Annotated in this window: 13 protein-coding genes; 1 reads left to right on the top strand and 12 read right to left on the bottom strand. The window is 44.7% G+C overall.

Annotated elements, in window-relative coordinates; all coding sequences use genetic code 11:
• Positions 1 to 58: 58 nt before the first annotated feature.
• The 8 genes from QK890_RS06760 to QK890_RS06725 all read right to left on the bottom strand — a co-directional run bounded on the left by QK890_RS06760 (position 59) and on the right by QK890_RS06725 (position 8,548).
• Positions 59 to 622 carry a hypothetical protein gene (locus tag QK890_RS06760; protein ID WP_005775628.1) on the bottom strand — a complete coding sequence of 188 codons (564 nt, stop codon included), beginning with the start codon at positions 620 to 622 and terminating at the stop codon, positions 59 to 61.
• Between the two features lie 134 nt (positions 623 to 756).
• Positions 757 to 1,524: an acyl-ACP--UDP-N-acetylglucosamine O-acyltransferase gene (lpxA, locus tag QK890_RS06755; RefSeq protein ID WP_005775629.1), complete on the bottom strand. Its 768-nt coding sequence runs from the start codon at positions 1,522 to 1,524 to the stop codon at positions 757 to 759.
• A gap of 9 nt (positions 1,525 to 1,533) precedes the next feature.
• Entirely contained in the window at positions 1,534 to 2,919 is a 1,386-nt protein-coding gene (locus QK890_RS06750) for a bifunctional UDP-3-O-[3-hydroxymyristoyl] N-acetylglucosamine deacetylase/3-hydroxyacyl-ACP dehydratase (protein WP_005775630.1), read from the bottom strand.
• Between the two features lie 3 nt (positions 2,920 to 2,922).
• Complete coding sequence (gene lpxD / locus QK890_RS06745; RefSeq protein WP_005775631.1) at positions 2,923 to 3,963, bottom strand: UDP-3-O-(3-hydroxymyristoyl)glucosamine N-acyltransferase; 1,041 nt, start codon at positions 3,961 to 3,963, stop codon at positions 2,923 to 2,925.
• Between the two features lie 82 nt (positions 3,964 to 4,045).
• Positions 4,046 to 5,275: an HD domain-containing protein gene (locus tag QK890_RS06740; RefSeq protein ID WP_005775632.1), complete on the bottom strand. Its 1,230-nt coding sequence runs from the start codon at positions 5,273 to 5,275 to the stop codon at positions 4,046 to 4,048.
• Positions 5,275 to 6,099, bottom strand: coding sequence for an orotidine-5'-phosphate decarboxylase (gene pyrF, locus QK890_RS06735; RefSeq protein ID WP_005775634.1), 825 nt, complete (start codon positions 6,097 to 6,099; stop codon positions 5,275 to 5,277). The genes QK890_RS06740 and pyrF overlap by 1 nt, the downstream gene beginning before the upstream one ends.
• 48 nt (positions 6,100 to 6,147) lie before the next feature.
• Positions 6,148 to 7,260 (bottom strand): peptide chain release factor 1, encoded by a 1,113-nt coding sequence (prfA, locus tag QK890_RS06730; protein ID WP_005775635.1) that lies wholly within the window; start codon positions 7,258 to 7,260, stop codon positions 6,148 to 6,150.
• A 121-nt stretch (positions 7,261 to 7,381) separates the two neighbouring features.
• Entirely contained in the window at positions 7,382 to 8,548 is a 1,167-nt protein-coding gene (locus QK890_RS06725) for an AIR synthase-related protein (protein WP_005775636.1), read from the bottom strand.
• On the opposite strand from QK890_RS06725, the gene QK890_RS06720 reads away from it, so the two are divergent.
• Entirely contained in the window at positions 8,547 to 8,861 is a 315-nt protein-coding gene (locus tag QK890_RS06720; RefSeq protein WP_182423840.1) for a hypothetical protein, read from the top strand. The genes QK890_RS06725 and QK890_RS06720 overlap by 2 nt on opposite strands.
• Positions 8,862 to 9,195: 334 nt before the next feature.
• Here the strand turns inward: QK890_RS06720 and QK890_RS06715 are convergent, their stop codons facing one another.
• Genes QK890_RS06715 through QK890_RS06700 form a run of 4 tightly spaced genes read right to left on the bottom strand, consistent with a single transcriptional unit; the run spans position 9,196 to position 12,446 of the window.
• A complete protein-coding gene (locus QK890_RS06715) occupies positions 9,196 to 9,777 on the bottom strand; it encodes a LemA family protein (protein ID WP_122141655.1) in 582 nt (193 codons plus the stop codon).
• Positions 9,778 to 9,827: 50 nt separating this feature from the next.
• Positions 9,828 to 10,751 carry a TPM domain-containing protein gene (locus QK890_RS06710; protein WP_022011941.1) on the bottom strand — a complete coding sequence of 308 codons (924 nt, stop codon included), beginning with the start codon at positions 10,749 to 10,751 and terminating at the stop codon, positions 9,828 to 9,830.
• A 1-nt stretch (position 10,752) separates the two neighbouring features.
• Entirely contained in the window at positions 10,753 to 11,703 is a 951-nt protein-coding gene (locus QK890_RS06705) for an alpha/beta hydrolase (RefSeq protein WP_005810187.1), read from the bottom strand.
• Positions 11,703 to 12,446 (bottom strand): shikimate dehydrogenase, encoded by a 744-nt coding sequence (locus tag QK890_RS06700; protein WP_005775642.1) that lies wholly within the window; start codon positions 12,444 to 12,446, stop codon positions 11,703 to 11,705. The genes QK890_RS06705 and QK890_RS06700 overlap by 1 nt, the downstream gene beginning before the upstream one ends.
• Between the last annotated feature and the right edge of the window lie 3 nt (positions 12,447 to 12,449).

Here is a 12,449-nt window from a genome sequence, read left to right as displayed (position 1 = left end):
GGCTGCTATGCAATATGATAACGTGGTCGGCAGGTGTATTGTCACATGGGCATATTATTCAAAATTTATCTTCGTCGTATGAACCTCCACCACCGGATGCACCATCGTTAACATCAAATCCTTCTGCATCAAAATCTTCCATGTCGAAGTCCTGATCACCATAGAAATTCTCATCTAAGTCGAGTGAGCCTCCTGCGGCAGCCATCTCTTCGAAATCTACTGTTTGCTTAGGAGCTTCACCTGACTTTTTGGTGCATTTGGCACCTTTTATTTCTTTTCCGGTGATGATTTCGGATAATTCGATAAAGAAACAACGTTCCGTCATGTAGTCGAATACATAGAGCAGTTTTTGTTTTTCGTCTTCAATCAGTTCGTTGAGGCGGGTTTCTTTCATTATCCAGCTGTCCATTTCCGGATTATTGTCCATTTCCTCCAGAGTAATTTCTTTCTCTTTTTCCCAATCGTCATCGCAGATAAAGAAAGAAGTCATCTGGTCATTCGTGTAACCCGCTGCTTTCAAGATAGCTTCGTGAAAATCGAAGAAAGTAGCTTCCGGGTCAATCTGTATCTCTCTGACGAAATCGTCAACCTCATCAGATATAATGGTAAATCTGTATATCATAGTTGTTACTGTTTTATTGATGGCGTAAAAGTAATAAAAAACCGAAAGATTGCAAATAAGATGGCTGGGTTTATTCCACAAAAAAGGAGGATGCTTTCCGGGCATCCTCCTTTTTCTTATTGATTTCTATTTATTTACCTGATGATTCCCCGGTCCGAGTTACGAATAAAATCAACGATATATTCTATTTCGGGACTGGCGGGTATTTCTGATTCAACCTTTGCAAGGGCGTCCGATGTGTTGAGTCCGCTTTGGTAAATGATGCGGTATGCATTATGAATATTCTCAATAACTTCATTTGAAAAACCACGACGACGGAGTCCGATGATGTTGATTCCACTATAAGCGATGGGTTCGCGACCGGCTATGATGTATGGGGGAATATCTTTGCTGAAACGACAACCTCCCTGGATCATCACGTATCCGCCTACCCGGCAAAACTGGTGCATCAATACATTTGCACTGATGATGGCATTATCGTCAATAACGATTTCACCGGCCATTTTGGTAGAATTACCAATGATACAGCCGTTACCGATCAATGCGTCGTGAGCTACATGGACACCTTCCATCAGCAGGTTATTATTGCCTACAATGGTTCTGCCTTTGGCAGCTGTACCCCGGTTGATGGTCACATTTTCACGAATCAGGTTATTATCACCTATTTCGGCTGTGCTCTCTTCACCCTTGAATTTCAAATCCTGGGGAATTGCTCCGATAACGGCTCCCGGGAAGATTGTATTTCCGTTTCCGATACGTGAACCGTACAGGATGTTGGCATTAGCCATAATTTTATTGTTATCTCCGATGACTACATTTCTATCAATGTAAACAAACGGAGCAATCTCTACGTTTTCACCGATTTTTGCTTCGGGATGAATATACGCTAAGGGACTTATCATGCTTATAAATTATTTGTTTTTTACTATTTGTGCCATGAATTCGCATTCACAGACTACTTTTTCGCCAACGAAAGCATAGCCTTTCATCGTCGAGATTCCCCGGCGGATAGGAGCCAACAACTCTACGCGGAAGATCAGGGTGTCACCCGGTACTACTTTCTGACGGAACTTCACTCCATCGATTTTCATGAAATAAGTAGAATAACGCTCCGGTTCGTCTACTGAGTTTAAAACGAGTAGTCCGCCGATTTGGGCCATTGCTTCTATTTGCAATACACCGGGCATTACAGGTTCCTGAGGAAAATGTCCCTGAAAGAAGGGCTCGTTGGAGGTTACGTTTTTAACACCTACGATGTAGTTGGCACCAATTTCGATCACCTTATCCACCAACTGGAACGGATAGCGATGAGGAAGTAGCTCACGGATACGGTTTACGTCCATAATCGGAGCTCGGTTACAGTCATAGGTCGGTGCCTGTATCTCATGCAGGCGGATTTCTTTACGCATCTGACGTGCGAATTTGTTATTGATGGTATGTCCCGGGCGTGTAGCGATGATTCTTCCTTTAATCGGTTTACCAATCAAAGCAAGGTCTCCGATTACGTCCAGTAACTTATGGCGGGCACACTCGTTGGGCCATACCAACGGTTTATGGTTGATATATCCCAGTAGTTTGGCATCCATATGGGGAACACCCATAATATCGGCTAACTTATCATAATTCTCTTGCGACATTTCGCGTTCGTAAATAACGATGGCATTGTCCAGATCGCCTCCTTTGATAAGTCCGGCTGATAACAGAGGTTCGATTTCACGTACAAATACAAAGGTACGGCTGGGGGCGATCTCTTCTTTGAATTTCTTCATATCCTCCAGTGTTGCAAACTGGTTCGGGATGATGGTCGAATCGTAAGAAACCAGTACGTTCAGGCTGAAATTCTCATCGGGTAATACAATGATGGATGAACCTGTCTCCTCGTCACGAAACTCTATTTTTGATTTAATGATATAGAAATCCTTAACAGCATTTTGCTCCTCGGTTCCTACTCTCTCTATTTCTTGTACATAATATTGTGCACTTCCGTCCAGAATCGGAAATTCCGGTCCGTTAACCTGGATCAGGCAGTTGTCGATGCCCAAAGCATAGAGGGCTGCCATTCCATGTTCAACTGTGCTTACTTTTACTCCATTTTTTGACAGCACGGTTCCTCTTGTCGTTTCAACTACATTATCAGCTACGGCATCGATAATGGGTTGCCCTTCCAGATCCGTGCGCTGTATTTTGTAGCCATGGTTATCCGGGGCAGGGTTAAACGTAACAGTCAGGTCAAGTCCAGTGTGAAGACCTTTTCCTCTCAGTGAAAAGCTATCTTTCAGAGTTTTTTGTTTCAGCATTGGTTACTTATTTAATTGTTGTTTTAATTCTTCTATTTCTTTGCGGAGATTGCGTAATTCGATCTGCATCTCCGGAAGGCTTTTTTGTGCGATGGATGCTTTGAAGTATTGTTTTAGCTCCATAGGAGGAGTTCCGATAAGTTGGCTACCGGATTTTATATTCCCCGGTACACCCGATTGAGCTCCCAGATTTACTTGGTTGCCTATTTTGAGATGTCCGGCAATACCTACTTGTCCGCCGAACATACACCATTCGCCTACCTTGGTAGAACCTGCGATACCCACTTGGGCAGCCATTACGGTATGCGAACCTATTTCGTCGTTGTGAGCTATCTGGATCAGATTATCTAATTTCACTCCGCTATGAATCACGGTCGCTCCCATGGTTGCGCGGTCTATGCAGGTATTGGCTCCGACTTCTACATTATCTTCAAGAATGACGATACCGATTTGAGGAATTTTTTCGTATCCTTGCGGGGTAGGAGCGAAACCGAAGCCGTCTGCTCCGATCACACATCCTGCGTGCAGGATACAATTGTTTCCTACCCGGCAATCATGATATACTGTTGCATTGGCATATAGGATACAATTACTGCCTATTTTGGCACCACCGCCTACAGTGGCATGCGGATGAATAACCGTATTATCTCCTACTTCCGCATGGTCGCCTATGCAGGCGAAAGGAGCTATATATACGTCTTTTCCTATTTTAGCGGTTTCCGCTACATAGGCACGTGGGTCGATACCGGTTCTTTTGGGTTTGCTCATCTCATATAGATTGAGCAGTTTGGCAAGGCTCTCGTAAGCATTGTCTACTTTGATTAATGTTGCTTTTACTTCTTGTTCGGGAGTAAAATCTTTGTTCACCAATACAATGCTAGCTTCGGTCTCATATATATAAGGTGTATATTTCGGATTAGAAAGGAAAGAGATAGCGCCCGGTATTCCTTCTTCTATCTTTGCGAATGTATGTACAGTAGCGTTTTCGTCACCTATAATTTCCCCTTGGATAAATGCTGCAATTTGCTTAGCCGAGAACTCCATAATCTTACTTTAAAATTTAATTAGTACGCAAATAACGGACTTTTTTTTTATATATCCTTACTCTTTGATGAATATTTTATACTTATCTATCCCAACGCAAGTAGCAGATATAGTATTTCTTTACCTTTTTAGAAAGCAATGAAATGTTTAGCATGTCCGATGCTTCTGCAATATTTTTTATTGTTCCGTCTTTGTAAATAATATCAATGCTGTCATCTGCCGAATCGTACATGTTCTTTTCGATACTGGGGGTAGAGACAAAATAGTCTGCTTCGGAAAGAGTGATGCCTAATTGTTGGCTGATCTGCAAAGTCAATTCTTTTTTTCGCTCTTCACTGATAGGTTCAGCGCATATCTCAACCTTGAATATGTTACGATTAATCATACCCAGGCTTAATGTTGATAAAACCTTATCCGTATGGGTGCTCCATACTTTAAGAGCCGTCCAGATATCATTATCGTCCAACTGAATGAAGTTTTCCAGACAGTCAGGGTTATTGTAAAATACTTCCGGGTCGATGTGGTTGTACAGGAAGAATTTCAGCGCCGGCGAGGCAAACAGTTCCACTCCTTGCGAAGCCAGTTCCTTGGCACGTAACAGGGCACTGATCAGCATCCGTTCATAGGCCACTGACGTTTTGTGCAGGTAAACCTGCCAGTACATCAGTCGCCGTGCTGTAAGGAAGTTTTCTATGGAATAGATTCCTTTGGACTCCACTACCAGATGGTCGTCTGCTACGTCGAGCATTTTGATGATGCGTGCCGAACCTATATTGCCTTCCGAAACTCCGGTATAGAAACTGTCACGGCGCAAGTAATCCAGACGGTCCATATCCAGTTGTCCGCTGACTAATTGGTGCAAGAAGCGTTTGGGATATTCGTCTTTGAATATCTGAATGGCTAAACTAAGTTGTCCGTTCAGCTCCTTGTTCATCCGTTCCATCAGCATCAGGGAGATTTCTTCATGGGATACTCCTTTGACAATGGTGTCTTCAAGAACATGCGAAAAAGGCCCGTGGCCGATGTCGTGCAGAAGGATGGCTGCCTGTACGGCTTCGGCTTCACTGTCGAATATGAAGTTCCCTTTGGAGGCCAGTTGCGTGATAGCTTCGCTCATCAGGTGGAAAGCTCCCAGAGAGTGCTGGAACCGGGTGTGCTGTGCACCGGGATAGACTACGGATGAAAGCCCTACTTGCTTGATGCGGTTTAAACGCTGCAAAAGGGGATGCCGTACGATGTCGTACAGCAACCCCTTTGGTATGTTGATGAACCCGAATACCGGATCGTTGATTATCTTCCGTTCGTGAGGCATTATAAGATAGCTTTCAGCTGTTCTGCCATTTGCTCTTGCACTTCTTTGGCAGCGGCACGGGCGGCAGCGGCAAAATTTTCGGTCTTATCTACATAAATAATTCCGCGGGAGGAATTCACAATGAGTCCACAGGTACTGTTCATGCCATATTTGCATACTTCTTCAAGAGAACCTCCCTGAGCGCCGATACCCGGAACCAGAAGGAAGTGATTGGGGACAATCTTACGGATGTCTTCGAAAGCACGTCCCTGAGTAGCGCCCACAACGTACATCATCTGTTCATCATTGGCCCATTTCTGTGATTTTTTTAATACTTTCTCGAAAAGGCGTTCGCCGTTGGCATCTTCCGTCAGTTGGAAGTCGTGTGAGCCTTTGTTTGAAGTCAGAGCCAGCAGAATTACCCATTTCCCTTCGTAAGATAAGAACGGAGTAACGCTGTCCTCTCCCATATAAGGAGCTACAGTGACAGAGTCGATGTCGAGTTCTTCGAAGAAGGTGCGGGCGTACATTGCTGAAGTATTTCCGATATCACCGCGTTTGGCGTCAGCAATGATAAACTGGTCGGGATAATTTTCTTTGATGTAATTTACAGTTTTTTCGAAAGCAATCCATCCTTTTACGCCCATGCTCTCATAGAAAGCCAGATTAGGTTTATAAGCGATGCAATAGTCTGCTGTTGCATCAACGATTGCTTTATTGAAAGCGAAGATGGGATCCGGATCATCCAACAGATGATCGGGTATCTTTTTAATATCTGTGTCGAGTCCTACGCAAAGAAATGATTTTTTGCGTTTGATGTTTTCAAATAATTGTTGCTTGTTCATCTTTCTTTATTTACAAATTTACGATTTACGATTGAAGTTGCCTTCTCGTTACAATTCACTCTCTTTCAGACGTTCAGCATTTTCGGCCACAGTCAACTTATCGATGCATTCCTGAATATCTCCGTCCATGAAGGCGGCCAGGTTATAGATGGTATAATTGATGCGATGGTCGGTTATACGTCCTTGGGGATAGTTATAAGTACGGATTTTGGCCGAACGGTCGCCCGTCGAAACCATTGTCTTACGTTTGGATGCGATGTCGTCGATATACTTCTGATGTTCCTTGTCGTAGATAAACGTACGAAGGCGCGCCAAAGCACGTTCTTTATTTTTAGGTTGGTCGCGGGTTTCAGTACATTCGATCAGGATTTCCTCTGCTACTCCCGTATTGGGATTCTTCCAGATGTAACGTAAGCGGACGCCCGATTCAACTTTGTTTACGTTTTGTCCGCCGGCACCTCCCGAACGGAAAGTATCCCATTTGATTTCACCTTCGTTGATCACTACATCAAACTCTTCCGCTTCGGGAAGTACAGCTACCGAGGCTGCCGAGGTATGCACGCGTCCCTGGGTTTCTGTTGCCGGCACGCGTTGAACGCGGTGTACACCCGATTCGTATTTTAATGTGCCATATACATTATCGCCGGTAACACTGCAAATGATTTCCTTATATCCGCCGGCAGCACCTTCATTGGCGCTGGATACTTCCATCTTCCAACCTTTCGTTTCACAAAATTTGGCGTACATCCGGAAAAGGTCGCCTGCAAAGATGGCGGCTTCGTCTCCACCTGTACCTCCGCGAATTTCAAGAATGGCATTTTTACCGTCCTGAGGATCGGCCGGTACCAGTAACAGTTTGATTTCCTCTTCCAATACCGGAAGGCGTTCCTGGCTGTTGTCCATTTCCTCTTTGGCCATTTCTCTCATATCGGTATCCGACTCGTTTGAGAGAATGTCTTTAGCTTCTTCAATGTTGGCCAGCAGTTGCATGTACTCTTTACGGGCTTTCATCAAATCGTCCAGATCCTTGTATTCTTTGGTTAATTTTACGTATCGTTTCTGGTCGGCAATCACTGCCGGGTCGGTAATAAGGGTAGACACCTCTTCGAAACGGGCAACAAGACCGTCGAGTTTTTCTAATATACTATTGTTGTCTGCCATAAATTTAGGAGTTAAATGAGCTGCGAATTTTATCCGTCACGGAAGATACAGAGGTTTTCGTAAGTGCGTGTAGTGCCTCTGCAAGCTCTCTGTGTCCTCTGTGATGGATCTTGTTCGTTTTTTAATAAGTGAATTCTCCGAACTCACTCTTGATAATCAGTTCTTTCTTATCGCTTTCTTCGATGCGTCCCACGATTTGTGCAGGGATACCGAAAGATTCGCTGATCTTGATAACTTCGGCCGCGTGTTCGGGTGAAAGGTATACTTCAAGGCGATGGCCCATGTTGAATACCTTATACATTTCTGCCCAATCGGTTCCGCTTTGTTCCTGAATGGTTCTGAACAATGGGGGCACGGGGAAGAGGTTGTCTTTTACCACGCGTACATCGCCTACGAAATGCAGCACTTTGGTTTGTGCACCACCCGAGCAGTGTACCATTCCGTGAATTTCAGGACGTAGCGCATCGAGCAACTTTTTCACTACCGGTGCGTAAGTGCGGGTGGGAGAGAGGACGAGTTTTCCCGCGTCGATCGGAGAACCTTCTACTGCGTCTGTCAGCTTCAGTCCGCCCGAATAAACCAGTTCTTCGGGCACTGCTGCATCATAGCTTTCGGGATATTTCTCTGCCAGATATTTGGCAAAAACGTCATGGCGGGCAGAAGTCAGCCCATTGCTGCCCATACCGCCATTGTATTCTTTTTCATAAGTGGCTTGTCCGTGTGAGGCAAGGCCTACAATAACATCCCCCGGGCGGATATTGGCATTGTTGATAACGTCTGCCCGTTTCATACGGCAGGTTACCGTACTGTCTACGATAATGGTACGGACGAGATCACCCACATCGGCTGTTTCACCACCGGTGGCATACACACCTACTCCCATTTCACGGAGTTCGGCCAACAGTTCGTCTGTTCCGTTGATGATGGCGGAAATTACTTCTCCGGGAATAAGAAGTTTATTGCGTCCGATGGTTGAAGATACCAGAATATTGTCGACTGCGCCCACACAAAGCAAGTCGTCTATGTTCATGATCAGTGCATCCTGGGCAATCCCTTTCCACACGGAGAGGTCCCCTGTTTCTTTCCAGTACATATAGGCCAGGCTCGATTTGGTTCCTGCACCATCAGCATGCATAATATTGCAATACTCCGGATCTCCACCCAGAATATCAGGGATTATTTTACAGAATGCTTGTGGAAAAATTCCTTTGTCGATGTTCTTGATGGCATTGTGCACATCTTCTTTTGATGCGCTGACGCCTCGCATCATGTATCGTTGATTACTCATGAGTTATTTGGATTTTGTATACAACGGCAAAAGTACTGCTTTTTTTCCTTATAGCCAACAAATTGGCGGATATAACGATGGAGTAATACGACAGGGAGAGAGTCCGTTTTTAATTTGGAAGTTTGAAATGAAAAGTTCAAAAGCGCTTTGCAATCCGCCCTTCAATCTGTTGTTAGTGCAGATCAGGCAAATGGACTTACATACACTCGCTGCGAAGTTAAAGCCCAAAGCACGAAAAAGTTTTGGTGAAAGTTTTGCCGGACCTTTAGTAAAAAGAGCTTTTTCATATGAAATTCTTTATCTTAGCTGCTAAGATAGACATCTTGGCGGCTAAGATATGTATCTTGCCCGCTAAGATATACATCGTAGCACCTGAGATGAACTTTAATTATTGTTTGAAACGAGTTTCCTTTTAGTTCTTTAGTACTTTAAACGGAATAATGTCATTTTGTATTTGAAGAACTTTGGAACAGGGTTTGAGAAAAGAGTGGGGGAGGCGAGAGCGGGACGGAGAGAGGGTGACTGCGGAGCAGATTATATGAATGAATAAAGTGGGAAATATACCCTGTTGAGGGTTATTTTCCACTTTATTCATCGGGTATTGTGTATCGATAATCTTTTCTGGTGAAAAGGATTTGCGTGACTTATCAGAATTTTACTTCCGGTGCCTTTTCCGTGCCTTCGGCTGCTTCGAAATAAGTACGTTTTTCGAAACCGAATATGGAAGCAAAGATGCTTTTCGGGAACCGACGGATAGAGGTATTGTATGCCTGCGCAGCGTCATTAAAATTTTTGCGGGCAACGTTGATGCGGTTTTCCGTACCTTCCAGTTGTGCCTGCAATTCAAGGAAGTTTTGGTTGGCTTTCAGGTCCGGGTAGTTTTCGGTGATGGCAAGCAGCTTGCCCAATGCAGAAGTGACTGCTCCTTGCGCCTTCTGATACTCGGCTAACTTTTCCGGAGTGAGGTTATTAGCGTCTACTTTGATTTGAGTCGCTTTGCTGCGGGCTTCCACTACGCCTTCAAGTGTTTCCTTTTCATGTGAGGCATATCCCTTGACAGTGTTGACCAGGTTAGGAATCAGATCGGCACGACGTTGATACTGTGTCTCTACGTTAGCCCATTGGCTGCTTACATTCTCGTCCATGGATACCAGTCCGTTGTAGGCACTGATGGCCCAGATGACGATAACTGCCACTACGGCAATAAGGATAATAACTGACTTTTTCATATTGTTTCTTTTTGATTACTGATTAATGACTAATAGAATGATTGGGTTGCTTAGAAACGTGAGCCGGCACCTCCGCCTCCGCCCGAACCTCCTCCGAAGCTTCCACCACCGAAGCCGCCTCCGCCGCCTCCGAAACTTCCCCCTCCGAAGCCTCCGATGAAAGGACCTCCGCCTCTTCCGCCACGTCCCCTGTAATTGTCATCGTATGATTGTTGACGCCGGACTACGGTGTGTCCGCAATTGCGGCAAGTATAAATAATATCCTCGGTCTTTACTCCGCTGCGGTTCGATATTAAGTTCGTACCGCTCCGTTGAAGTTGATGTTTTCCACATTTAGGGCAACGGGTACTTGCCCGTGCAGCCAGTATACCTACCACTCCGGCCACCACAATGAAACCTAAAATAGCAAAGAGAAGCATGGAGGCGGATATCCCCTTTTCTCCGGTATCTTTATCATCATTTATCATGGAGCCATCCAGACGCCGGCATACTGCTTGTACTCCTGCTACCATTCCCCGGTTCCAGTCTCCCTTTTTGAGATAAGGGATCATGTCCTTGGTTTGTATGCGTTTGCAGATTGCGTCCGGCAGGTCACCTTCCAGTCCGTAGCCGGTATAGAACTGTATACATCGCTGATCGGTGACCAGTAAGATGACCAGTCCGTTATCTTTTCCTTTCTTGCCCACTCCCCATTGGTTCAGCAATTGATGGGAGAACTCAAAGCAGTCTTTATCTCCGATGGAAGGTACTACGGCAACTACAGTCTCGATACCTGTTTTTTGTTCCAGAGCATACAGCATCGAGTCCATTTCGTCACAAGCCTGTTGTGACAGGATGCCGGCAGGGTTACAGACATATTGCATCTTGTTCTGCAAATGTACTTTGGGGATATTCTCTACGGTGTATATCTTTTCCTGTGCTTTCAGTGGGAGGAATATCCACACGAAAAGTAAATAAGTGAGTATCTGTTTCATATCAATGAATGTAGCGGTCTGTGAATTCTTTTACTTTCCGGGTATATTCTTCCTTATTCTCTTTATAAGATAAGGCATGTGCGGCTCCCGGTACAATCCAAAGCTGCTTGGGAGCCGGTTTGGCTTCATAAAGGGGATAAACCATCCATGTGGGCACGTACGTATCTTTGTCCCCATGAATGAAGAACATCGGCAGGCGGCTTTTTTTAACCTGGTTCAATGATGAAGCCTCTTCGAAGTTCCATCCGTATTTTTTCTGGCACAGCAGGCTGGTGGTATTCATTAATGGGTATGAAGGAAGGTGGAAACTTGCTTTCAGTTCGTGCGAGAATTCATCCCAGACACTGGTGTAACCACAATCTTCAACGAAACATTTCACGAAGTAGGGCTGTACTTCGCCGGATACCATCATTGTGGTGGCCCCTCCCATTGAAATGCCATGTACAACCATTTGAGTACTGTCACCATAAAGCTCATTGGCGATGTGCATCCATTGCATTACGTCCAGACGGTCTTTCCATCCCATTTGAATGGCCGGTCCACCGCTCTCTCCCTGATGTTGCAGGTCGGGCAAAAGCACATTGTATTGCAGGTCGCGATTGTATAGATAGCCTATCATGAACATGCGGATTGCATTGTCCGTATAGCCATGTACAATGACCGCTGTCTTTTTGGTCGGCTGCGGGGCTGCGATGTAATAAGCATGCAGGCGGATGCCTTCCGGATTTAAAACAAAAGTGTCCCGAAGTGCATGAGCCTGATTGAGGCTATCCACCCAAGGACGTAAAAACGGATAGTTTTCGTACATGAAAGGATAAGAATCGGCATTCTTGGCACGTATCTTCGCTTCCGGGCGGAGCGAATAGTTGAGCATGAAGAAACTTCCGCCTATCGTACATCCGGTAAGCAGCAGCAATAATATAACGACGCTTATCTTGATTCCTTTTTTCATTATTTATTCCATATTTCCCATGCGGCAAATGCCTGCAGCAATAACATTTCGAGACCGTTTTTGGTTACGGCCCCATGCTCCTCTCCCTTTTTCATGAAAAGAGTGGTGTTTGGATTATATAACAAATCGTACAATAAATGGTTTGGTGTCAGTAATTCGTAGGGAATGGCAGGACAAAAGTCTACTTTCGGATACATACCTACCGGTGTACAGTTTACAATCACTGTATGTTCTGCCATGATTTCCGGAGTCAGTTCTTCGTAGGTCAGCATGCCTTCTTTTTGGGTACGGGACACGAATATACTATCGATTCCCAGATTCTTCAGGCCATGATAGATTGCTTTGGACGAACCGCCTGTACCCAGGATTAATGCTTTTTTATGATAAGGTTGCAACAATGGCTGAATGGACTGGCTGAATCCTATTATGTCAGAATTATATCCTGTCAGTTTTACTTTTCCTTTAGGACCACGAACAATTTTAATAACATTGACTGCACCTATTTGGGCAGTGTCTTTATCCAACTCGTCAAGGAAAGGGATGACTTGCTCTTTATAAGGGATTGTTACGTTCAGTCCGCACAGATTGGGGTTTTCTTCGATCACTTCCATAAAATCGTTGATTTCAGGAATCTCAAAGTTGACATATTCGGCGTCTATGCCTTCAGACTTAAACTTTTCATTGAAAAAGCCGATAGAAAACGAATGTTTCAGTGGATAGCCAATTAAACCATACTTTTGCATAAA

It is taken from the genome of Bacteroides sp. NGMCC 1.200775 (assembly GCF_040798045.1).
Taxonomy (GTDB): domain Bacteria; phylum Bacteroidota; class Bacteroidia; order Bacteroidales; family Bacteroidaceae; genus Bacteroides; species Bacteroides hominis.
Note: the sequence above shows the minus strand (reverse complement) of the source record. Positions and strands in the feature narration are given on the sequence as shown.

Bases quoted from the DNA above. Each gene is read 5' to 3' on its own strand.
- QK890_RS06760 (WP_005775628.1), bottom strand. From the start codon at position 622: ATGATATACAGATTTACCATTATATCTGATGAGGTTGACGATTTCGTC.
- lpxA (WP_005775629.1), bottom strand. From the start codon at position 1,524: ATGATAAGTCCCTTAGCGTATATTCATCCCGAAGCAAAAATCGGTGAA.
- QK890_RS06750 (WP_005775630.1), bottom strand. From the start codon at position 2,919: ATGCTGAAACAAAAAACTCTGAAAGATAGCTTTTCACTGAGAGGAAAA.
- lpxD (WP_005775631.1), bottom strand. From the start codon at position 3,963: ATGGAGTTCTCGGCTAAGCAAATTGCAGCATTTATCCAAGGGGAAATT.
- QK890_RS06740 (WP_005775632.1), bottom strand. From the start codon at position 5,275: ATGCCTCACGAACGGAAGATAATCAACGATCCGGTATTCGGGTTCATC.
- pyrF (WP_005775634.1), bottom strand. From the start codon at position 6,099: ATGAACAAGCAACAATTATTTGAAAACATCAAACGCAAAAAATCATTT.
- prfA (WP_005775635.1), bottom strand. From the start codon at position 7,260: ATGGCAGACAACAATAGTATATTAGAAAAACTCGACGGTCTTGTTGCC.
- QK890_RS06720 (WP_182423840.1), top strand. From the start codon at position 8,547: ATGAGTTATTTGGATTTTGTATACAACGGCAAAAGTACTGCTTTTTTT.
- QK890_RS06725 (WP_005775636.1), bottom strand. From the start codon at position 8,548: ATGAGTAATCAACGATACATGATGCGAGGCGTCAGCGCATCAAAAGAA.
- QK890_RS06715 (WP_122141655.1), bottom strand. From the start codon at position 9,777: ATGAAAAAGTCAGTTATTATCCTTATTGCCGTAGTGGCAGTTATCGTC.
- QK890_RS06710 (WP_022011941.1), bottom strand. From the start codon at position 10,751: ATGAAACAGATACTCACTTATTTACTTTTCGTGTGGATATTCCTCCCA.
- QK890_RS06705 (WP_005810187.1), bottom strand. From the start codon at position 11,703: ATGAAAAAAGGAATCAAGATAAGCGTCGTTATATTATTGCTGCTGCTT.
- QK890_RS06700 (WP_005775642.1), bottom strand. From the start codon at position 12,446: ATGCAAAAGTATGGTTTAATTGGCTATCCACTGAAACATTCGTTTTCT.